Raw genomic sequence first — 21,386 nt, 5'->3', positions numbered from 1 at the left:
GATCCTTTGGAGCATGATCCCGGCCGTTCCGAAGGAGCGGCATCCAAGGGGGCGCAATTATACGTCGCTGACGCGACGTCCTTGCTTACCGGCCCTGGCGGGGCCGCCGCGGCTGCCGCTCCGGACGAACGTGGTTCAAAACCGGAGTTTCTCGCGCCGTGGCCATCGCCCATTTCTCAGCCAGCATCGTCAGCCGTGGCTCCGGCCGCAGCGTCGTGCTGTCGGCGGCCTACCGGCATTGCGCCAAAATGGACTATGAGCGCGAAGCCCGAACCATCGATTACACGAGGAAGCAAGGGCTGGTGCATGAGGCGTTCGTGCTTCCGGCCGATGCCCCGCAATGGGCGAGGGCGCTGATCGCCGACCGCTCGGTTGCCGGCGCGTCGGAAGCCTTCTGGAACAGGGTCGAGGCTTTCGAGAAACGCTCCGACGCGCAACTGGCCCGTGACCTGACGATCGCATTGCCGCTGGAGCTCTCGGCCGAACAGAACGTCGCGCTGGTGAGGGATTTCGTAGAGAAGCACGTGCTGGCGAAAGGCATGGTCGCCGACTGGGTCTATCACGACAATCCGGGAAATCCGCATATTCACCTGATGACGACCTTGAGGCCGCTGACAGAGGACGGCTTCGGGGCGAAGAAGGTCGCAGTCATCGGCGACGACGGCCAGCCGGTCCGCACCAAATCCGGAAAGATCCTCTATGAGCTCTGGGCGGGTTCATTGGGCGATTTCAACGTCCTGCGCGACGGATGGTTCGAGCGGCTCAACCATCATCTGGCGCTCGGCGGCATTGAACTCCGCGTCGATGGCCGCTCCTACGAGAAGCAGGGGATCGATCTCGAACCGACCATCCATATCGGGGTCGGCGCCAAGGCGATCGAGCGCAAGGCCGAGAGCCAGGGTGTTCGGCCGGAGTTGGAACGGATCGAACTCAACGAGCAGCGCCGCGCGGAAAACACCCGCCGTATCCTTCGCAACCCCGCCATCGTGCTCGACCTGATCACGCGTGAAAAGAGCGTCTTCAACGAACGCGATATCGCCAAAGTGCTTCATCGCTATGTCGACGATCCCGCGCTCTTCCGGCAGCTGATGGCGCGCATCATCCAGGATCCCATGGTGCTGCGTTTGCAGCGCGACACGGTCGAACTTGGCACGGGGGCCAGGGTGCCGGCGCGCTACACGACGCGGGCGATGATCAAGCTGGAAGTGACGATGGCGCGCCAGGCGATCTGGCTGTCGGACAAGGAGACGCATGCCGTTTCATCAACAGTGCTCGATGCGGCGTTCCGGCGGCATGAGCGGCTCTCGGAAGAACAGAAATCGGCGATCGAGCGCATCGCCGGTCATGCCCGGATCGCTGCGGTCGTCGGCCGCGCGGGTGCGGGCAAGACGACGATGATGAAGGCGGCGCGCGAAGCTTGGGAACTTGCCGGATACCGCGTCGTCGGCGGCGCGCTCGCCGGCAAGGCAGCCGAAGGTCTGGAAAAGGAAGCGGGCATTCAAAGCCGCACGCTCGCCTCCTGGCAACTGCGCTGGAAACAGCAACGCGATACGCTCGACGCGAAGACCGTCTTCGTCATGGACGAGGCCGGCATGGTGGCGTCGAAACAGATGGCGGGCTTCATCGATGCGGTGGTCAGGGCAGGGGCCAAGATCGTTCTGGTCGGCGATCCCGAACAGCTCCAGCCGATCGAGGCGGGGGCGGCCTTCCGCGCCATTGTCGACCGCATCGGTTATGCCGAACTCGAGACGATCTATCGCCAGCGCGAGGATTGGATGCGGGCCGCCTCGCTGGATCTCGCCCGTGGCAATGTCGACAAAGCGCTCGACGTCTATCAGGGCCAGGGCAGGGTGCTCGGATCTCCCCTGAAGGCGGAAGCCGTCGAACATCTGATCGCCGACTGGAACCGGGACTACGATCCGAAACAGTCGATGCTGATGCTCGCGCATTTGCGCCGCGACGTGCGTCTGTTGAACGACATGGCGCGGGCGAAACTGGTCGAGCGCGGCATCCTCGGCGAGGGCCACGCGTTCAAGACCGCCGATGGAACACGCCGCTTCGATGCCGGCGACCAGATCGTTTTCCTGAAGAACGAGGGATCGCTCGGCGTGAAGAACGGCATGATCGCTCATGTCGTCGAGGCGAGCCCAAATCGCATCGTCGCCCTCGTCGGAGAAGGCGAAGGCCGCCGGCAGGTGACGGTCGAACAGCGCTTCTACAACAATCTCGATCACGGCTATGCGACGACGATCCACAAGTCCCAGGGCGCCACCGTCGACAAGGTCAAGGTGCTCGCGTCGCTCTCGCTCGATCGGCATCTGACCTATGTGGCGATGACCCGCCACCGTGAGGACCTGCAGCTCTATTACGGGCGCCGTTCCTTCGTCTTCAACGGTGGCCTCACGAAGGTCTTGTCGCGGAAAAACGCCAGGAGACGACGCTCGATTACGAGCGCGGGCAACTCTACCGCGAGGCGCTTCGCTTTGCCGACATGCGCGGCCTGAAGATCGTCGAGGTGGCGCGCACGCTTGCGCGTGACCGGCTCGACTGGACGCTGCGGCAGGCGACGAAACTGGCCGATCTCGGGGCGCGCCTTGCCGCCTTCGCCGAGCGGCTCGGCCTTCGCCAATCACCGACTACCCAACAGAGGCAGGAGGAAAAGCCCATGGTCGCCGGCATCACCCGGTTCGAGAATTCCGTTGCCGACAGGGTCGGCGAGAGGATCGACGCCGATCCGGCCCTGAAGAGGCAATGGGACGAGGTCTCCGCCCGCTTCCGTTATGTTTTCGCCCATCCCGGGACAGCCTTCCGGGCGATGAACTTCGATGCGGTTCTGGCCGACAGAGAAAGCGCCAGGCAGATCCTGCAGAAGCTTGAGGCCGCGCCGGAGTCGATCGGACCGCTCAGGGGCAAGACCGGCATTCTCACCGGCAAGGCGGAGCGTGAAGCGCGCCGTATCGCCGAACTCAATGTGCCGGCGCTGAAACGCGATCTCGAACGGTATCTCAGCATGTGCGAGAGCGCGCAGCAGCGGCTTCGCCTGGACGAGCAGGCGCTGAGACAGCGCGTGTCGATCGACATCCCGGCGCTGTCGCCGGCGGCGCGCGTGGTGCTCGATCGGGTGCGCGATGCGATCGACCGCAACGATCTGCCGGCGGCGCTTGGGTTTGCATTGAGCAACCGCGAGACCAAGCTCGAGATCGACGGGTTCAACAAAGCCGTCACCGAACGTTTCGGCGAACGAACGCTCTTGACCAACAGCGCTCGCGAACCATCGGGAAAACTCTTCGACAAACTCTCCGAAGGCATGCGGCCCGAGGAGAAGGAACGGTTGAAGGAAGCCTGGCCGGTCATGCGCACGGCCCAGCAACTCGCCGCCCATGAACGCACCGTCCAGTCGCTCAGACAGGCGGAGGACCTGCGCCTCACCCAGCGCCAGACGCCGGTCCTGAAACAATGAGACGGTTCGGTCCGATCCTGTTTGTCGGTGCGTCCATCATGGTTGGAGCCGGCATGGTCACGGGCGCCATGGTCGGCGGTTATCGCATCAACCTGACACCGAGCGAGCCGCTCGGGCTCTGGCGCATCGAGGCGCTGCGACGTCCGGTCAGGACCGGCGATCTCGTGTTCGTCTGCCCGCCGGGAAACGCAACCTTCGCCGAAGCGCGACGGCGCGGTTATCTCCGGCGCGGGCTTTGCGCCGGCGATTTCGCGCCGCTGATCAAGACGGTCGCCGCCCTTACCGGTCAGCGCGTCGAGATCACCGATCACGTCATCATCGATGGGCGCCCGGTCGAAGCCTCGTCCGTCCGGGAGAGTGACGGCGAGGGCAGGCTGCTCATACCCGATCCCGGCGGCGTGGTGCCACCTGGATACCTGTTTCTCCACTCATCCTTTGCGAGATCCTATGACTCCCGATATTTTGGTCCGGTTCCGGCAAGCGGCCTTCTCGGTCTGGCGCGGCCCGTTCTTACCTTCGATCCCTGATCGTCCCGGTGACCGTCCATGGGATCGCTGGCGATCCGCTGTGCTCGTCGTCGCGTCCGTCGCCTGCGGCGCAATTGGCTGGAGCGGCCATGTCCTCCTCCTACCGGTCGCCATACTGTTTCCGGCGCTCTGGGCGATGGCGCCCTCGCGTGCGACCGCGGCGCTCGTCGCGACGGGCTATTTCCTTGCCGCTTCGCGCGGCCTGCCGCAGGGCGTCGCCAATTTCTATGCCGCCGATCTCTCGCCCGGCCTGCTGCTCTGGCTCATCGCTTCGGCCTCCTTCGTTGTCGTGCACACGGTGTTGTGGACGAAACCACGGGATGAAGCTGCTTCCGGGAGACAAGCGGCGGATGCGGCAAGGGCGGCGCGCTATCTTCTGGCCCTGGCGCTGATGGGGCTGCCGCCCTTCGGCATCACCGGCTGGGCACATCCGTTGACGGCGGCCGGCGTGCTCTTTCCCGCATGGGGCTGGTGGGGGCTTGCCGCGACCGTCGCCGGTCTCGCAATGATGACATCGCGAGGCCGGCTCGCCGCAGCACTGGTGCTGGGAGGCTTCTGGGCCTGGTCCGCCGCAACCTGGACAGCGCCGAGACTACCGGAAGGCTGGCGAGGCGTCGACCTCGAACTGGGCGAAACTCTGGGGCGCGACACGTCATTTGCGCGCCACCGAGTCCTGATTACCACAGTTCTCCGCAACGCTCACCGCGACGACCGCGTCATCGTCCTTCCCGAAAGCGCCTTTGGCTTCTGGACGCCGACCGTCGAGCGTCTGTGGCGCGAGGCTTTGCGCGGTCACGATATCACGGTCATTGCCGGCGCCGCCGTCATCGAGCACCAGGGCTACGACAATGTCATAGTCGCCGTCTCCGCCGACGGGCGGGGTCCTCTATCGCGAGCGCATGCCGGTCCCAGGATCCATGTGGCAGCCATGGCGGGAATGGACGGGGCAGGGTGGCGGCGTCCGCGCCCATGTCTTCGGCAATCCGGTGGTCGAGATCGGGGACGAGCGGATCGCGCCGCTGATCTGCTATGAGCAGCTCCTCCTCTGGCCGGTGTTGCAATCCATACTGCACGCCCCCGCGGTCATTGTCGCCACCGGCAATGGCTGGTGGACCAAGGGCACGTCGATCGTCTCGATCCAGAAAGCGAGCGTAATCGCATGGGGCAAACTCTTCGACATTCCCGTCGTCATGGCATTCAACACATAAAGGAGAAACCGGATGGTCGATGTCGCCCTCATCCAGCAATGCGCCGATCCTGGTCTGAAGCCCGCGATCATTGAGCAGTTCATCGCGCGGGCGGGATCGAAAGACCCGCTTGCCGTCACCGTGCGCTCCGGCAACCGCGTCGTACTCGTTCCGAAACCGGCAACAGCGGACGAGGCGATGGACCTGATCCGCAAGCATATCGGCCGCAATGCCACCCGCGTTGGTATCACCCAATATCCGGCCGGGCTCGGCATCCTCGAGGCGGGCCAGCTGAAACCGGACCTGGTCGATGCTTGCGCGAACATCCGCATGGGAACGGCGCTCTTCGCGAGAGTCTATCGCATCGTCCTCGAGTGGTACGGCAACCCGACCGGAGAAGACGGTGCGCGCCAAGTGTTCGAAGATGCGATCATCGCCTGGCAGACGGGGTATTTCGAGGGGGAGGCGGTGTTTCGGACGCCGGACCCGGGCGAAGAAAAGCACGCGGAGCCGGAGCCAGCCGAAAGCGACGAGGTCGGTGTGCAGACCGGCGATCGTCGGGAGGAGGACAATGCCGTACTTCCTGCCGATGCAGTCTCTTCCGATCCGAACAAGGCGGGGATCCGGATCGATCTTTCGGGCATCGGCGCAAAGCGGTGAGGTCATGCATGTGGAGATCTGCAGCGGGATTCTGCGGCTGTTGCACTAGCGGGAACGGCTTCGGCCTTCTATAAGGGCGGACAGGGCAGTACGCGCTGCCCCGGGGTGTGGAAACCTCTATCTGGCGGTTGGTGTCGGCCGTTGCGACACCAGAATCCTCTGGCCTTCGGCCGGTGGGCCTGCGACGTATGTCCAGGTGCTCCGGTACTAAAGGTCGCAGGACTGTCCAGGTACAGTTTCCAACCCCCGGCTCGGGATCAGAAGATTAACGTTTGCGGGGGCGCACCGCGGACAAGCCAGAGAGTGGGATTGGGATGGGAACGGACGCTTTAACGCTTGACGAGAAACTCGAAATTCGTGCCATCTTCGGGCTGACGCAGGGCCTTTCCAAGGCCGACGTGGAGAGCCTCGCGGTTGATGCCATCCGAACCCACCGCGTTCTGGTCGATGGAGCCGACAAGCTCTTCCAGGACCTGCCCGAGGACTATAAGTTGGGGAAGGAGTCCGGCGGCCCCCAACACCTGACCTACATCAAGGCCTGCATGGAGATGCACGCGCAGATGTATACAGTGAACACGCTGATCACCGTGCTTGGCTATATACCGAAAGTCATGGTCAACTGATCGTCAGATCAGTTTCCTGCGGATCGCAAGCGACGACATATGTGTGTTCGAGTGGATGTCGAAGGGTTTGCGTGCCTCTTGAAGCTTGACCCGGACAGTGTTGTATTTGACGCCCTCGATCGTCGCGATCTCTCCCATCGACTTTCCAACCGCAAACCAGCTCAGGTATGTGGCGGCCTTCGGATCGAGCGAAAGACCGTCGTCGACGGTCGGCGTGGGATCTGTAAAAACGATGCGGGCATGCAGTTGCCCTACCGCAGCAGCAGCTTCGATCGGGTCCAGTTCACGTGTCAGATTGATCGCGGGTTTGTCTGAGGCGAGCGTAAACATCGCTACCGTATTCTGTGCCGCCTTGATCGGGATAGTAATGCCGGAGCGGATCCCAAATTCCGCGGCGTCCGAATAAAAGGATTGCTCCGCCTTCGAAAGCCTGTGCCTTTCCTGTTCGCCGCTCCAGGCAAACGCGCCCTTCAGCATTTTGGCGCGGCGGATGACAGGATCGACGGCAGCATGATTCTTCTGGAAATAGGTGCTTTGCCATCCGCCGTTGTAGTTGGAGATGACCATCGTAAATCCGGTGCGGATATAGACGTAGGCATAGGCCGCATAGCCGGCATCCTCGGTGATATTCGCGAGGCCCGTCTTGAGGCCATCCTCGTTGCCCGGAAGTGCCGCGAGATCGGTTATTTTTTCCAGCAAATGTTGCATTCGGAATTCCTTGCGATCGTCAGATGGAACAGATCAAATGATTCCTCTACAATTGCTCTGACAGATTTGCATTCCAACCACGATGCAATTGCGATTATCTGCCTGGGCCCAAATTCCTCTCCGGCAATAAAGTCGGGGTGAGGCGACATCGCCTCACCCCACTAAACCGCGAGCTGATTGTGAAGTCAGTTCGGACTACGTCCATCAGCGACATACATTTCATCGACGAAGGCATCCATCATTTCTTCGTCGTGAAGCTGTCCAATCATGTCGTACCGACTACGGTCGCTGTTGCGAAGCCACAAGGCATAACCAAACCCTGCTAACGCAATGATCGCGACATAGAGAGGAATCAGTTTGACCACCATGATCTCACTTCCAGCAAGGAAAGTGATGTTTTCGAGCAGAAGCCAGACAACAACCGCTTGAGCAATCGCGCCCAATATCGGGGCGAGGATCGTCTTCCACCAATCGAGAGGGCCGGACCTTCCAATACGATTAAAGTAGCCAATAACAGCCAAAGACACGATGAACTGAACGACGATTACGGCCAACGTGCAGAAGATCGGAAGCCAAGTGCCGAGATGGAGAAGCGGATCGGCTCCGGCGAGCGCAAACAAGGCAACCGTCACGATTGCAATAGTCGCCTGGACGGCGGCTGCGATGTAGGGAGACTTCTGCTCAGAATGCGTAGATCCGAGGCTTTTCGGAAGAATGCCATCTCTGCCGAGGGAGAAGAGGTATCGCGTTGCGTTGTTATGAAATGCAAACGAGCAGGCAAAGAAGCTTGTGATCACCAAGAAGTCCATGATGACACGAACCGTATGTATCGTATGGATATCGGCCAGCTCGAAATAGTACTGGTCAATCAGTGTCCCGGCTTTCCCGGGGGCCTCGGCGCCGAAACCAACAATTCCGGCGTAGGCCGCAAACGTGTAGAACAACCCAAGTGTCAAAACCGCGATATACGTGGCTCGGGGAACCGCGCGCTTTGGATCCATTGTCTCTTCGCCGTAGATCGCTGTCGTTTCAAAGCCAATCCACGACCAAAAAGCTAAGAAGAAGCCAATTCCTACAGCCGGAGCGGTGCTCCACTGCGACAGGCTGAAAGCCTCGGGCATTTGGCCAGACGCACCACCTGAACCAACGGTAGCCAGACAAACGATGAGAATTACGAGCACTTCAACCGCAAGGAGAAAGCTAAGAATACTTGCGCCATACGTAATGCGATAGAACGAAATCATGAACATCAACGCCAGCGAAGCGATGCTACACCAATACCACGCAATATCCAGTCCAAAGTAAGCACTTAAAAGTTTTGTGGTATAGAACCCGAAGCCGCCTGCGATTGCAGGTGAGATCATGCTGTAGGCCGCCATGACGGTGAAGCCAACGGCCAAGCCGACCGGACGACCAAGTCCCTGTGTAGCGAAGGTGTAGAAGGCTCCTGCCGAAGTTATTCTTTTCGCCATTTGGGCGAAGCCAACTGTAAAGATCAGAAGGATAAACGTCGTGGCTGCATAGGTAAGGGCAACTGACATCCCCGCCCCTCCAGCAAGGGAGATTGGAATGTAGGCGGAGACCACAACCAATGGAGCAGCCGCTGCTGTCACCATAAAGACGATGTGAAAGAATGATATCGAGCTACGAAGTAGGCTATTCGAAGCCGACTGCGGATTTCCGGCATGTGAAGCCATTTTAATTCCCCCAGTTTGAGTTCCGACGATAGGGTGTTTTTGTTATCCCTATATGTTTCGTATTTGGAAACATGTTGCGTGTCAAGAATTCGATTGCCCACAACGACATGCAAGAATCTGCCGATAGGCCGTTATCAGGCGTAAAAGGCTCCAAAAGACTTTTTGTCACTTGGCTGAAACCCACCTCATGATCCGCAAAAAAGGAATTAGCTCCGGCGCTTAGAGTCTGACTCGAAAAGGTTTCAACAATATCCGTACCTTGCCAAGCGCCGTGTCAGGACCCGAATGTGGGCGATAGTGATCCAGGCCTCAGCTGATGCGATGGACTTTGACCAATCCTTCGCCAGTCGTCGGCGTCTGCCCAGCCATGCGAAGGTGCGCTCCACGACTCAGCGACGCGGCAGAACCTTAAAGCCTTTGGCCTCGTCCGTCCGCTTGACGATCTGGAGGGTGAACGCAGCGATCTCTTGCAGTGCGCCCTTCAGCTTCGGTCCCGCATAACCCCCCCCATCGGCGAAGATATGTCTCAGCCACGGCCAGCGCCTATGAGACGGTCACCTAGTCCAATTTCAACTCTATTTTTTGATTCAAAGAGTGGTGAGCAGTGACGTTGTGGTTCTTGACAGGATACATGTGTCGTAATAGGAAACACTAAAACGGAATTAGACACGGGGCGCCATTTTGATGACAAATGACAACCAATATGACTTGGCAATTATCGGTGCCGGCCCAGCTGGTCTTTTCGCCGCCTATTATGCTGGGTTTCGCGGCCTGAAAACCGTGATGTTTGATGGTTTGCCGCAAGTCGGCGGGCAGATTTCGACGATGTATCCGGAGAAGAAGATCCACGATGTTGCCGGGTTTGCCAGCATTCGAGGTGCTGACTTCGTGAAGAACCTCTTCGAGCAATCGAGACGGCAGGAGTATGAGCTCCGTCTTTCCGAGACTATCACAAACCTAGAGTCAATGGATGACGGCTCGTATGAGCTTCGATCCGACAAGGGGTCGGTATTCAGCGCGAAGGCCGTGATAATCGCCGCCGGGCTGGGAAAGTGCCAACCTCGTTCTCTTCCGATCCTCGAGGAAGTTTTCTCCCCGAACATTATCCACTTTGTACCTGATCTTGCGGTGCTCGAAGGACACAACGTTGTGGTCGCCGGTGGCGGCGATAGTGCGGTCGACTGGGCGCTTGCTGCTCTCCCTCGAGCAAAGTCTGTCACGGTCGTCCATCGCCGCAATCGCTTTCGGGCGCACGAAGCTAGTGTCAAGGAAATGTACGACAGCGGCATCCGGATCGTCGCGCCAGGTGAAGTCGTCGCATATCGGTCCGAGGCGGGCCAGGAGTTTCTCACGATTGATGCGGCGGGAAAGTCAGAAGAACTGCAATTCGGCAAGTTTGTAGTTGCCCTCGGCTTTCAGTCCGATCTTGGCCCAATGAGCAATTGGGGCCTCAACGTCGATGGTTATCGCATACCGGTGCAGCCGGACATGCAAACTGCCTGCCCGTGTTTTCGCCATCGGTGATGTTAGTGAATATCCGGGAAGGTGCGGCTCATGGCGGTCGGCTTTGGCGAAGCGTCCATCGCAGTGAACCATGCGGCTGCAGCAATAAACCCGGGCACGTCTGTGTTGCCCGGTCATAGCACCAACGAAGGATGAGCGATGCCATACGTCATCAACGACAATTGCATAGGCAGCAAAGACCAGGCCTGCGTCGATGTCTGCCCGGTCGACTGTATCTATGAGGCCGAAGGGCGACTTTGGATACAGCCTGACGAATGCACAACTTGCGGCGCATGCGAGTCCGTCTGTCCCGTCGAGGCGATTTATTACGCTGATGATGACAGCGACAGCCAGGATCTGAGGGAAGCGAGGGAATTCTTCGCTGCGGTTCTCCCTGGTCGCGACACGCCTGTCGGGAGCCCAAGAGGCGCTGCAAAATTAGGAATGATCCGTAGCGATCATCCACGAGTCTTGGAGGTGTTGGCAGGAGCAAAATAAAAAATACAGGGTTTAAGCTTTCCAATCCAAGCACACTGGGAGAAGATGAAATGGCGAATGATAAAGATGCGGAAATCGCAGATGCAAAAGCATTTGTGGAAGCGAACAACGTGGACACTCTCCGCGTTGGAGCAGTGGATATTGATGGCGTATGGCGCGGTAAACAGTTCGGCACTGAATATTTTCTGAATGCCGTCGCGAAAAACGGCACCAACATTGCAAACGTCCTGTTCGGTTGGGACGTCGCCGACGAAGTTGTGGAAGGTCTAGCTTACACCAATTGGGATACCGGTTATCCGGACATCAAACTTGTTCCCGACCTGCCTACGATGAAGCTCATTCCGTGGGAGGCGCGCACGGCTGCAGTATTCTGTGATATGCGGTCGATCGATGGTGATCCCCTGAATCTATCGCCGCGCGACATTCTCCGCAGTGCCGTGGACAAAGCCAATGGAATGGGGTTTGTGCCCAAGGCAGCCTATGAATTCGAGTTCTATCTTTTCAATGGCACCATTGCCGAACTCGCCGAAAATCAGTGGCGCGATCTGAAGCCTTTGCGCAAGAGCGGCTACTGTTACAGCATGCTTCATCACGCCGGCTCGGAAGACATTCTCGGCCAAATTCGCAATCAATTGCGTTCTGCTGGCATTGAAGTCGAGGCAACCATCAGCGAACACGGCCCGGGCCAACATGAAATTAATCTGAAGTATTCGGACGCTATTTCGGCCGCCGACAATGCGATTTTCGCAAAGTATGCCATCAAGGACATTGCTTCGAAGAACGGTTGCACCGCCACCTTTATGGCCAAGCCCAACGCGGTTTGGGCCGGCTCTTCCGGCCACATGCACATGAGCCTATCGGCCTTTGATGGAAAGCCTGCTTTTGCCAATAGCAACGATCCGAAGATGCTGTCGGAAATCGGAATGTCGTTCCTCGCCGGCATGAAAGAACTCTCCCGCGAGATGTCGGCGATTTATTTGCCGAACGTGAACTCCTACAAGCGGACCAACGGAGGATCATGGGCAGCAGCTAATTCTTCTTGGGGTGTCGACAATCGTACGACTTCGTTCAGGGCGATTCCTTCTTCGGGTCCGGCGGCGCGCGTCGAAAATCGCATTCCCGGTGCCGACACCAATCCGTACCTCGTCATTGCGACGAGTCTTCTCTCTGGTCTTTACGGCATCGAGAATGGCTTGAAAGCTGGTGAACCCTTCAAGGGGAACGCCTACCAGGCAACCGCCGCGCAAGCGCGACCACTCGCCGGCTCTCTTGAAGAAGCAATGGGCCTGTTCCAGCAGAGCAAGGTCGTTAGAGAGTTGTTTTCTGAGGATTTTGTCAATCACTACGTGCAAATGAAGAAATGGGAACTCCGTCGGACTAACACCCACATCACCGATTGGGAGTTGGGCCGCTATCTCGATATCATCTGACAGAGTAGCCGAAACGGCCCCGCCTTTGCGGGGCTGCCAAGCGCAAGGAAGGAGAAGAAAACTATGAGTAATGTAAGCGACGTGGCTAAAGCCTTCGACTATCATGGCGAAGCTCTCGACAACATTTTCGATACCTACGCCGAACTTCGTTCGAAGTGCCCTGTTGGTCGGAGTGAGCAACATGGCGGTTTCTGGTTCGTAACCAAGAGTGACGACATTTTTGCGGCCGAACAGGACCCTTCAACGTTCTCGGTTGGGCCGAGCATGATGTATCCGCCGGTTTCCGAGGTGCCGCTGCCGCCTATCGATATCGATCCGCCCGAGCATACCGCCTACCGCAAGATCCTGCTCCCGCTCTTCACGCCGCAGGAACTCAAGAAGCTCGAGGAACCAATTCGCAGGACAGCACAAAACCAGGCCCAGGAGTTCCTTAAGATGGGATCTGGAGCCGACGCCTCCTACGGATACGCTCGCCCCGTCCCGATGATCATCTTCGGCCGCCTTGCAGGCTATCCAGAGTCGGATTGGCCGAAATTCGACCAGTGGATCGATGACATCTTCTATGAGCGCATTCACAATGCGCCGAAGGCGGAAGCCGCGCAGCAGGCCGTCTATGACTACTTCGCGAATTTGTTGGACAACTGGAAAGACGACCCATCCTCGGCGACTCTCATCGATTACCTTTGCCGGGCCAAGATCGACGGCCGTCCGTTGAGCCGCGACGAACTGCTCCGCTATTGCTATCTCCTGTTCCTTGCAGGGCTCGATACGACGGCATGGGCCATTCGCTCGGGGCTGTGGTTCCTTGCCAACAACCCCGACGCGCAGAAGAAACTTCGCGATGATCCGAGTTTGATCCCACTTGCCTGTGAAGAGTTTCTGCGCTGCCTTTCGCCGGTGCAGGGCATGGCTCGCACATGCCTAAAGGACACTGTGATTCGCGGCCAGGAGATCAAGAAGGGCGAACGCGTCGTTCTTGTCTTCGGGGCAGGAAATCGGGACGAAGAAGTCTTCCCGAATCCCGACAAGATCGATATCGAGCGGCAGGAGAACCGCCATCTCGGCTTCGGCGGCGGCATTCATCGCTGCTTGGGCTCCAACCTGGGGCGTCGCGAGCTCGTTGTCGGAATCGAGGAATTCCTGAAGGCCGTACCCGAGTTCCGAGCTGCCGATCCTTCTCAGAAATGGCACGGCGTCGGCCCGCTCAATCTCACGTTCTAGGAAGGGATACCGAGATGAAAGTATCTATCAACGAAGGTCGTTGTCAGGGACATGCCCGGTGCATCTATTTTGCACCGGAGGTCTTCGAAATCGACGACGAGGGCTATGCCAAAATCAAGCCAGGCTTTGAAACCGTTCCTCCGGAGTTGGAGGACAAGGTTCGTAAGGCCTGTGCGAACTGTCCGGAACTCTCGATCATCGTGACCGAGTAACCGAGCGGGCTGGGACGTATGACGATGAAGCGAATTTTGATCGCGGACGGAAACATTCCAGCCGACCGCGCCGTTTTCACAAGATTCAACGGATGCGCCCCAAGTGGGATGTTCGATCAGCTGCTTCGCACGGGCTGGTCGAACATCGAAACAGAAATCTTGTATCCGACTGATGCAGATGCTGCTGCTTCTCTCCCGCTTGAGGCGTATGACGGCATTCTTATTACCGGCTCCAACTCAAATATCTACAAGCGGGAGCCCGGAACATTGCGGCAGATTGAATTCGCTCGCGAAGCGTTCAGATCAGGGACGCCAATGTTCGGAGTATGTTGGGGTCTTCAGTTGGCGACGGTCGCGTTGGGCGGTGACGTTGAGCCGAGTCGCAGTGAAAACTGTCGATGTGAAGCTCCTTTTGGAGAAGCAATCACGTTGGTCCAGGATGACACTGGTTGCATTCATCCGATGCATAAAGATCGTGCTAAAGTCTTTGATGCATTTGCATTTCATTCTGATCAAGTTTCGCGGCTGCCGCCAAACAGCACCATAACTGCGAGCAATAGAAATTTCATACAAGCCGCTGAGATACGTTCAGAGAAATCCGTTTTCTGGGGTCCAATACCATCCTGAGCTCAGCGGCGCTGGAATGGCTGGCTTTCTACGAGGATCGATCAACGAGCTTTATCAAGCGGGTCGGTACCATTCACTGGAAGAAATCGAGGCTGCGGCGGCCGCGATGGAAAGTTTTGCGCATGCTGTACCGATCGCTGAGGCCCATAGCCGTCATTTTGAGAAAATCGATCCAGCTCGCTTTGAATTCAGGCCACTTGAACTTATCAACTGGGTTGAAAAGCTCGTCATAGGGGCCGACAACGACCGGTGAGTGCAAAGGGCCGATGGCGCGCGTGATTTGGAGGATCAGTCAAAAATTTCGTGTACTTCTGCGGGCCATGATCTCTTGTCGCGATGGTTAGGTTGTTCTCCGCGGTGGGACGTTGCCAATACGGAACTGGGACAGTTAGGCAGTAGCTCATCCAGCTTCCGCAGACGGAAATAGAACGATAGGGATGATCTTGTGCGCTTGCCCAACGTTGCCATTGTTGCTGTTGACGGCTTCGGTCCCTATCAGATGGCCGTTCCGCTGGTAGTTTTTGGCAATTTTCTGCCTGGAGTCGAGCTCTTTAACCTAAAGATATGCGCTGGTGAGGTAGGTCCTCTGCGTTCCGGGCTCGGCTTGCAGATCGAAACAAGTGACGGTTTGGCTGAAATTGCGCATGCGGATATCGTGATAGTTCCATTCTGGCGGGACCCGCAGAAAGGCCACAACAAGCACTCCTAGACGCGGTTGGCCAAGCGCATGCGCGAGGGGCATGGATAATCGGCCTTTGTCTCGGCGCTTACATTCCCGCCTATGCTGGATTGTTGGACGGTAGTAGGGCTTCCACTCACTGGGAAGTCGAGCAAGATTTCTTATCGCGCTTCCCAAAGGCTGTTTTGGATCGAAACGCCCTCTTTATAGATGACAATGGCATAATCACTTCTGCAGGGACGGGTGCTGGAATGGATTGCTGCCTCTACGTTGTCCGCAAACTCTACGGCTCCACCATTGCAAACAGTGTTGCGAGAAGATTGGTCTTGCCGCCGCAAAGGGAAGGCACGCAGGTGCAACTGATAGAGAGGCCGGTTCCACCCGCTACGAAGGATGCGAGGATTTACCGCCTTCTCGATGAAGTGAGGATGAATTTACGCCGGGAGTACAGTATTGATGAACTCGCCAAGCGTACGTCGATGAGCAGGCGCAGTTTTACGCGTAACTTTTTTCGTGTCACGGGCATGTCCTTCGGCACTTGGTTGCGAGCAGAACGGATCAAGATTGGCAGGGAAATACTTGAAACGACCGATCACAACATAGATCGAGTGGCGGAAATCGCAGGATTTGGATCTACAGCCCTGTTTCGTCAGTATTTCAAGTCTGTTTTCGGATGTCCTCCAACAAAAATCCGTAGAAGAAACTCAGAAGCACCAAATGTGAGCGAGCTAGCCTCGTTGCAATGAGAGGCTTTCTCGGTCGGTTGTAGAAGTAGGGCGGCTGTTCGCTCTCTGTCCATCCCGGCGTGTGCACCCATTGGCGTCGCTGCCCCGCCGCCGCTTGATCCCCGTGAACACAAGGTACGTGGTGCGGCTGCCATCTGGCCCTAGAACGACGACAATTGGCCTGTCGCAAGCTTTTTCCGTAAGCGCTGTTTGAGGGCACGTCGGTTTAGGCTTGACGGAAGGGGATAACGTTGTTGCCGCGCATGAACGCGAGGGCACCTTCTGCCTCGATGGTTTTCACCGCTAAGTCACGCGCGACTGCATCGGATTCGAATTGCTCTTCCCAGACGTGACTGGTGTTGTTGTGGTCAACAACCTCAAGGGTCCAGGTCTTGTCGGTTTCCAGGCGGAAGATGTCGATTGAGAAGGAATAGCCATCAACGACGATCCTCTTGCTCTTGCCAGAAGTCACCAGATTGGGTTCATCGTCGTCGATCATGTCGCAGGCCCAGCTTAAGTAACGCGGCGAGTATGCCGTTGGAGTCCAGCTCGTCAAGCGGCTGGCATGGCGGCGCTTGTGAAGTTCCAGGGCAGCAATTCATCGATCCGGCTTTGTTTGTGGCCATTGACGATGGCGGTGAGCGTCGTGGTCAAGTAGGCCTGTGGATCGACGGCATTGAGCTTGCAGGTCTCAATGAGCGAGGCGATGGTCGCCCAGTTCTCTGCTCCGGCATCATGACCAGCAAAGAGTGCGTTCTTCCGATTAAGGGCAATCGGACGGATGGTCCGCTCTACGCTGTTGTTGTCGATCTCGATGCGGCCGTCGGTCAGGAAGAGCTTCAAACCATCCCAGTATTTGGCGATATAGGCCAAAGCGTCGCCAAGCGGAGATTTGGTTGCGACGCGGGCACGATGATGCGCGAGCCACGTTTGCATGTCGGCAACCAGCGGTGCTGATCGTTCCTGTCGTCCGGCGAGGCGAGCCTCCGGATCAAGGCCTCGCAGCTCGGTCTCGATCCGATACAGCTCACCGATCCGTTTGACGCCTTCCTCCGCAATCGGGGCTGCTCCGTTGCGGGTAATCTCCACCAGCTTGCGCCGAGCATGGGCCCAGCAGTAGGCAAGCCGAATATTCTGACGAATCCGGTCTGGTGCGACCAGCCTGTTGTACCCGCATAACCATCGACTTGCAGAACGCCGGAGAAGCCCTGCAATATCCATTCGGCATGAATGCCACCGCGACCAGGCGCGTAGGTGAATGCGACACCTGGCGGAGCACCGCCAAGGGCGATCATCTCGCGCCAGCGCAGAAGTATCCGGTCTTGGTCTTGCGGGAACCTGGATCAAGAACCGGAGCACGAGTCTCGTCCATGAACAGCTTGGCTGAACGCTTCAGGTCGGCGATCAACGCATCGAAGACGGGACGCAGTTCATAGGCTGCCCGACCGACCCAGTCAGCGAGCGTGGATCGGTCGAGGTCAATGCCCTGGCGGCTCATGATCTGCGCCTGCCGATAGAGCGGAAGATGATCGGCATATTTGGAGACCAGCACATGGGCGACGGTCGCTTCCGTCGGCAGCCCAGCCTGGATAAGGCGAGCCGGGGCTGGAGCCTGAACGACACCGTCAGTGCAGGCACGGCACGCGTACTTGGGGCGACGGGTGACGATGACACGGAACTGCGCCGGGACCACATCAAGCCGCTCGGAGACATCCTCGCCAATGCAATGCAGGCAAGCGCCGCAGTCGCAAGTCAGGCTTTCCGGCTCGATCACCTCTTCGACACGGGGAGATGCTGGAAGGGAGCCGCGATTGATTGCGCGCGGCTTGCTGATCCTGTTTCCTCCAGGAGCGTCCGCCTCATCCTCAGCATGGATCACGGCCATAGCCGTCTCCAGGTCTTCCAGCGCCAAGTCGAATTGATCGGGATCGGTCTTCTCAGATTTGCGTCCGAAGGCGGCCTGCTTAAATGCTGCGACCAGCTTCTCAAGCCGTTCGATCCGCTCATCCTTGCGGGCGATATGCTCGTCTTTGCTGGCTATCGCGGAGTCTTTGGCCACCTCGCGCCTGCGCCGCAATCAGCATCGCCTTCAGGGCGGCAACATCATCGGGAAGGTCGGCGGCATCAAGCATGGCCGGAAGCTACCAAATCCCGAGCCGACTTGCCCTCGGAATTTGCGGTGCTGAGTCATCGTGCCGCAGCTATTCGATGGCCTCCGGCGTCCTCGTCTGGACGGCATGAACCCGCCGCCAATCGAGTCCCGCAAACAGGGCTTCGAATTGGGCGTGGGTGAGCGTCATTAGACCATCTTTGATGCTGGGCCAGGTGAACGTGTGCTCTTCTAGCCGTTTGTAGGCCATGACGATCCCGGACCCATCCCAGTAGATGAGCTTCAAACGGTCCGCCTTGCGTGACCGGAACACGAAAACCGTTCCGGTGAACGGGTCCTTGTGCAGTTCATTCTTCACCAGCGCCGCCAAGCCATCGTGACCCTTGCGGAAATCTACGGGTTTGGTCGCCATCATGATCCGCACGCGGTTTGACGGAAAGATCATGTTGCCGCCGCCAAGGCGCGGGCGATGGAAGCGATCCGGGACGCAGACGCACCTTCCTCAAGACGGATCGTTACAGCGCCAACAACGATCTCGGTCCGGGAGACGGCTTTGACCGTCGGCGGCTCCAGCGCGGGTGTCCCGACAACCACGGCCGCAAACTGGGGTCTGAGTAGCAACGGAACAGAAAACCTACATAAGGATTTCAAGGCTCTTCGTCCGGATCGACATTTTTCGGATCGCGTAGCGGCCTGAGTTCGCCTCGGGCCACGAATTCTGGGAGCGTAAATGCGTATCGGCCGACCATGTTGACATGTCTGAAGCCGAGCGGCGACAAGCGCGCGACATCCTCCGGCCTGACATCGTACCTTTCGACTACGAGTTGGTTGAGGGCGGCATCCGTGTAGATGGTGTTCCACAGCACGACGAGATTGACGACCAGACCGAGTGCTCCGAGCTGGTCTTCCTGACCTTCACGATAGCGCTGGCGCAATTCGCCGCGCTTTCCATGGAAGATGACGCGGGCGAGCTGATGGCGTCCTTCACCGCGATTGAGCTGGATGAGAATACGGCGCCTGTAGCTTTCATCGTCGATGAATCGCAGAAGATAGAGGGTCTTGATGAGGCGGCCGAGTTCCTGCAGGGCGCGAGCAAGACGGGTTGGCCGGTCATTGGTCTGAAGGGTCCGGGTGAGGCCAGCGGCCTGTACAACACCGAGTTTGAGGGAGCCAGCAAGCCGCAACAGATCGTCCCAATGGTCGGCGATCAGCTTCATGTTGATCCTGTTCGACGCGATATTGTCGAGGATGCCGTAGTCGGCTTTAGCATCGACGCGCCAGAATCTCGCGCCGCCGACATCTGCAATGCGAGGGCTGAACTGGTACCCGAGCAGGTAGAATATGCCGAAGATGGTGTCGGTATATCCAGCCGTGTCGGTCATGATTTCTGTCGGCTGAAGCTCGGTCTCCTGTTCCAGCACGATGGCGAGCAGATTGAGGCTGTCGCGCAGGGTGCCGGGAACGGTCATGGCGTTAAGGCCAGTGAACTGGTCCGAGGCGAGGTTGTACCAGGTGACACCGCGCTCCTGCCCAAAATATCGCGGATTGGGGCCGGAATGAATGGTGCGGACCGGCACGACAAACCGCAATCCATCGGCGGAAGCCACTTCGCCGCCGCCCCATTTCCTCGCCAACGGGATGGCGTTTTGCGCCGCGACCAGGGCGGCGTTTGCAGCGATCAGCGTCTCGGCGCGCAGGAAGTTTTGCTTGACCCAACTGAGCCGCGAGCGTCGAAGTGCCGGGACATCGAGGCGTACCAGCGGCTCGAATCCAGTATTGGTCGCTCGGCGACAAGAACGGCGCAGATGCTGGTTGCGATGTTTTCTGCGCGGGAACCGCCCTCGCTGGCGTGGGTAAAGAGATCGGCAAAGCCGGTTCTCGCATGCAATTCCATGATCAGTTCGGGCAGATCGAGCCGAGGCAGACGCGCGTCGATCGCGGCGCGCAGCGCGGTGAGGCTGGCGTTCCTCGATCTTTCCAGGCGTTCGACAGGTCAGAATCTTCCGAGGTATTGATGATGGTGACGGCTGGGTTCATCGGGACACGATCGGCGGTTTCCCGATAGGCGAGGTCCAGCCGGCTCGACAAACGCCCGAGTTCTTCGTCAGCGATGGTGGAGACGCCGACGGTACGGCAGACCGTCGGACGAGCCGCTTCCCATGCCGGACCTGATAGCAGCCCCTTGCGCGGATCGGCATACCGCAATGAGCGAACCGGAAAGATGTCGCGCCGGCGAATAGCGCGGCGAAGCTCATCGAGAATGCAGAGCCGGTATCCTGTCAGATCGACAGCCCCGTCGACGGTCTTTAGTTGAGTAAGCCATGCCTTCGGCGCAAAGGCTGTCGGCGGTGGACCTGTGCGTTTGCGGCCGGAATGAACGGCACGAAGATAGTCGATCGCCTCCAGCAAAGGCCGGCCAGCGGGGGCAGCACCAAGATCGAGGCTGGCGAGCAGCCCCGGCGTATAGGCAATCTTCCGATTGTGTTTCCTGGGTTCGGTAAAATAGGTGTCGTCATGGGGCTCGGCGAGTACGCCGACGCGCTCGACCGCCATCGAGCGTATTCCTGTCAATCAGCTCGAAGATCGCAGCGCGAACGGCGCCGTCGGGCGTTTCGGGATCGAGGATGACAATTGCCGCGTCCCGCAACTTCAGCGCTGCGGCGTCGAGATCACGCAGCGACCGTAACCTGGCCTGTTTGGCGGCCGAAGACGCCTCCGACACCATCGATGTCGTGACCGCATCAAACAGATCGATGACATCGTCTCCAGCCGAAGCCTCAAGGGTTCGGATGAAGGCCAGCAGAGTTGCGGCGCGTCGATCATCCGGCAGTCGCGAAACGGCCTGAGCCTTGCGGCGCTGGCAAACCGCGCCAGCGCCATGACCCTGCCCGGCGGCAAGCGATCGATTGAGGGCAACCCGCTGGCAAGGGTCCGAATCTCCTCCAGTCGCCCGAGGGCACGGCTGATCTCAGCCGCGCGGACGTAGGGACGCGTCAGGCGGGAACCGCGACCAGGACGGCCGCGCTGGGCTCTGGTGCATCGCCCCGATCAGCAATTTATGCAGCCGGCTGTTCGCCCGCGTGCGAACCCTTGCCACGGCTCTTTCCAGCACAGACAGGCAGCGCCAGCAGCACCGGCTTCCAGCAACCATGCGACGGCACGGTCGAAGAGCGCCGAGGGTCGATCCGATCCCGTCCAGCACAGGGCGTAAAGAAAGCGGTTGAGCCGAAACGCGACGCCGTAATTGGTGTAGGTCCGGTAGCCATAGTGCTGACGAATGCGGAGCGCATGTCGCCAGCGTCCTTCACTGCGCACATATTCTGCAATCAGGCGCTCGGGATCGGAGAACGAAAGCTGGCGCCCGGTGAAGCGCAGCGCGGTGGCAGGAACCTGACCTGGATCTTCGAGAAACATCAGGCATCCTCAACGATCCGAGCTGGACAGCCACGCCGAGCCGATGTGATCGCCGCGATGCGTCGCGACAGATCCGCGATCGACGTCATCGAGATGGAAATAGCG

The 21,386-nt window shown here is 58.7% G+C and carries 16 protein-coding genes and 5 pseudogenes; 13 read left to right on the top strand and 8 right to left on the bottom strand.

From position 1 onward, the window contains the following. Nucleotides 1–158: 158 nt before the first annotated feature. The 5 genes and pseudogenes from traA to IG197_RS32310 all read left to right on the top strand — a co-directional run bounded on the left by traA (nucleotide 159) and on the right by IG197_RS32310 (nucleotide 6,457). Nucleotides 159–3,460: pseudogene (gene traA / locus IG197_RS32330) on the top strand (Ti-type conjugative transfer relaxase TraA). Nucleotides 3,461–3,498: 38 nt separating this feature from the next. Then, complete coding sequence (gene traF, locus IG197_RS32325) at nucleotides 3,499–3,987, top strand: conjugative transfer signal peptidase TraF (RefSeq protein WP_371746616.1); 489 nt, start codon at nucleotides 3,499–3,501, stop codon at nucleotides 3,985–3,987. Between the two features lie 40 nt (nucleotides 3,988–4,027). Next, a pseudogene (locus IG197_RS32320) lies at nucleotides 4,028–5,195 on the top strand (conjugal transfer protein TraB). Between the two features lie 12 nt (nucleotides 5,196–5,207). Continuing rightward, the gene (locus tag IG197_RS32315) at nucleotides 5,208–5,834 is read left to right on the top strand and encodes a TraH family protein (protein WP_192321118.1); all 627 of its coding nucleotides are present in this window, start codon (nucleotides 5,208–5,210) and stop codon (nucleotides 5,832–5,834) included. Between the two features lie 314 nt (nucleotides 5,835–6,148). Further along, nucleotides 6,149–6,457, top strand: coding sequence for a transcriptional repressor TraM (locus IG197_RS32310; RefSeq protein WP_192321116.1), 309 nt, complete (start codon nucleotides 6,149–6,151; stop codon nucleotides 6,455–6,457). Between the two features lie 3 nt (nucleotides 6,458–6,460). Here IG197_RS32310 and traR read toward each other — a convergent pair whose 3' ends face one another. The 3 genes and pseudogenes from traR to IG197_RS32295 all read right to left on the bottom strand — a co-directional run. Beyond that, nucleotides 6,461–7,165: a transcriptional regulator TraR gene (traR, locus tag IG197_RS32305; protein WP_192321114.1), complete on the bottom strand. Its 705-nt coding sequence runs from the start codon at nucleotides 7,163–7,165 to the stop codon at nucleotides 6,461–6,463. A gap of 185 nt (nucleotides 7,166–7,350) precedes the next feature. Beyond that, a complete protein-coding gene (locus IG197_RS32300; protein ID WP_192321112.1) occupies nucleotides 7,351–8,862 on the bottom strand; it encodes an APC family permease in 1,512 nt (503 codons plus the stop codon). A 242-nt stretch (nucleotides 8,863–9,104) separates the two neighbouring features. Continuing rightward, nucleotides 9,105–9,404, bottom strand: a pseudogene (locus tag IG197_RS32295) (transposase); the annotation flags it as partial. 142 nt (nucleotides 9,405–9,546) lie between these two features. On the opposite strand from IG197_RS32295, the gene IG197_RS32290 reads away from it, so the two are divergent. From IG197_RS32290 to IG197_RS32255, 8 genes are all read left to right on the top strand, one after another. Next, entirely contained in the window at nucleotides 9,547–10,386 is an 840-nt protein-coding gene (locus tag IG197_RS32290; RefSeq protein WP_246765503.1) for an NAD(P)/FAD-dependent oxidoreductase, read from the top strand. A 138-nt stretch (nucleotides 10,387–10,524) separates the two neighbouring features. Continuing rightward, nucleotides 10,525–10,863 carry a ferredoxin family protein gene (locus IG197_RS32285; protein ID WP_192321110.1) on the top strand — a complete coding sequence of 113 codons (339 nt, stop codon included), beginning with the start codon at nucleotides 10,525–10,527 and terminating at the stop codon, nucleotides 10,861–10,863. A 50-nt stretch (nucleotides 10,864–10,913) separates the two neighbouring features. Beyond that, complete coding sequence (locus tag IG197_RS32280) at nucleotides 10,914–12,293, top strand: glutamine synthetase family protein (protein ID WP_192321108.1); 1,380 nt, start codon at nucleotides 10,914–10,916, stop codon at nucleotides 12,291–12,293. 63 nt (nucleotides 12,294–12,356) lie between these two features. Then, entirely contained in the window at nucleotides 12,357–13,514 is a 1,158-nt protein-coding gene (locus IG197_RS32275; protein ID WP_192321106.1) for a cytochrome P450, read from the top strand. Nucleotides 13,515–13,528: 14 nt separating this feature from the next. Continuing rightward, nucleotides 13,529–13,726, top strand: coding sequence for a ferredoxin (locus tag IG197_RS32270; RefSeq protein ID WP_192321104.1), 198 nt, complete (start codon nucleotides 13,529–13,531; stop codon nucleotides 13,724–13,726). A gap of 24 nt (nucleotides 13,727–13,750) precedes the next feature. After that, nucleotides 13,751–14,353, top strand: coding sequence for a type 1 glutamine amidotransferase (locus IG197_RS32265; protein WP_192321102.1), 603 nt, complete (start codon nucleotides 13,751–13,753; stop codon nucleotides 14,351–14,353). Between the two features lie 16 nt (nucleotides 14,354–14,369). Then, complete coding sequence (locus tag IG197_RS32260; RefSeq protein WP_192321101.1) at nucleotides 14,370–14,606, top strand: hypothetical protein; 237 nt, start codon at nucleotides 14,370–14,372, stop codon at nucleotides 14,604–14,606. Between the two features lie 413 nt (nucleotides 14,607–15,019). After that, a complete protein-coding gene (locus IG197_RS32255) occupies nucleotides 15,020–15,778 on the top strand; it encodes a GlxA family transcriptional regulator (protein WP_371746615.1) in 759 nt (252 codons plus the stop codon). Nucleotides 15,779–15,983: 205 nt separating this feature from the next. On the opposite strand, the gene IG197_RS32250 is transcribed toward IG197_RS32255, so the two are convergent. From IG197_RS32250 to IG197_RS36405, 5 genes and pseudogenes are all read right to left on the bottom strand, one after another. Beyond that, a complete protein-coding gene (locus tag IG197_RS32250; RefSeq protein WP_057352977.1) occupies nucleotides 15,984–16,256 on the bottom strand; it encodes a hypothetical protein in 273 nt (90 codons plus the stop codon). A gap of 53 nt (nucleotides 16,257–16,309) precedes the next feature. Further along, a pseudogene (locus IG197_RS32245) lies at nucleotides 16,310–17,889 on the bottom strand (IS66 family transposase). Between the two features lie 69 nt (nucleotides 17,890–17,958). Then, nucleotides 17,959–18,312 carry an IS66 family insertion sequence element accessory protein TnpB gene (gene tnpB / locus IG197_RS32240; RefSeq protein ID WP_192321099.1) on the bottom strand — a complete coding sequence of 118 codons (354 nt, stop codon included), beginning with the start codon at nucleotides 18,310–18,312 and terminating at the stop codon, nucleotides 17,959–17,961. Nucleotides 18,313–18,514: 202 nt separating this feature from the next. Beyond that, nucleotides 18,515–19,931: pseudogene (locus IG197_RS36415) on the bottom strand (Tn3 family transposase); the annotation flags it as partial. Nucleotides 19,932–20,915: 984 nt separating this feature from the next. After that, the gene (locus IG197_RS36405; RefSeq protein ID WP_246765501.1) at nucleotides 20,916–21,281 is read right to left on the bottom strand and encodes a DUF4158 domain-containing protein; all 366 of its coding nucleotides are present in this window, start codon (nucleotides 21,279–21,281) and stop codon (nucleotides 20,916–20,918) included. Between the last annotated feature and the right edge of the window lie 105 nt (nucleotides 21,282–21,386).

It is taken from the genome of Aminobacter sp. SR38 (assembly GCF_014843375.1).
Taxonomy (GTDB): Bacteria; Pseudomonadota; Alphaproteobacteria; order Rhizobiales; family Rhizobiaceae; genus Aminobacter; species Aminobacter ciceronei.
This window is presented reverse-complemented; position numbering and strand designations above follow the sequence as displayed.

Coding starts and splice junctions, on each gene's coding strand:
- IG197_RS32250 (WP_057352977.1), bottom strand. CDS start 16,256: ATGATCGACGACGATGAACCCAATCTGGTGACTTCTGGCAAGAGCAAG.
- IG197_RS32300 (WP_192321112.1), bottom strand. CDS start 8,862: ATGGCTTCACATGCCGGAAATCCGCAGTCGGCTTCGAATAGCCTACTT.
- IG197_RS32275 (WP_192321106.1), top strand. CDS start 12,357: ATGAGTAATGTAAGCGACGTGGCTAAAGCCTTCGACTATCATGGCGAA.
- IG197_RS32280 (WP_192321108.1), top strand. CDS start 10,914: ATGGCGAATGATAAAGATGCGGAAATCGCAGATGCAAAAGCATTTGTG.
- IG197_RS32290 (WP_246765503.1), top strand. CDS start 9,547: ATGACAAATGACAACCAATATGACTTGGCAATTATCGGTGCCGGCCCA.
- IG197_RS32310 (WP_192321116.1), top strand. CDS start 6,149: ATGGGAACGGACGCTTTAACGCTTGACGAGAAACTCGAAATTCGTGCC.
- IG197_RS32315 (WP_192321118.1), top strand. CDS start 5,208: ATGGTCGATGTCGCCCTCATCCAGCAATGCGCCGATCCTGGTCTGAAG.
- traF (WP_371746616.1), top strand. CDS start 3,499: ATGGTTGGAGCCGGCATGGTCACGGGCGCCATGGTCGGCGGTTATCGC.
- IG197_RS32265 (WP_192321102.1), top strand. CDS start 13,751: ATGAAGCGAATTTTGATCGCGGACGGAAACATTCCAGCCGACCGCGCC.
- IG197_RS32285 (WP_192321110.1), top strand. CDS start 10,525: ATGCCATACGTCATCAACGACAATTGCATAGGCAGCAAAGACCAGGCC.
- IG197_RS32270 (WP_192321104.1), top strand. CDS start 13,529: ATGAAAGTATCTATCAACGAAGGTCGTTGTCAGGGACATGCCCGGTGC.
- IG197_RS36405 (WP_246765501.1), bottom strand. CDS start 21,281: ATGTTTCTCGAAGATCCAGGTCAGGTTCCTGCCACCGCGCTGCGCTTC.
- IG197_RS32260 (WP_192321101.1), top strand. CDS start 14,370: ATGGCTGGCTTTCTACGAGGATCGATCAACGAGCTTTATCAAGCGGGT.
- traR (WP_192321114.1), bottom strand. CDS start 7,165: ATGCAACATTTGCTGGAAAAAATAACCGATCTCGCGGCACTTCCGGGC.
- tnpB (WP_192321099.1), bottom strand. CDS start 18,312: ATGATCTTTCCGTCAAACCGCGTGCGGATCATGATGGCGACCAAACCC.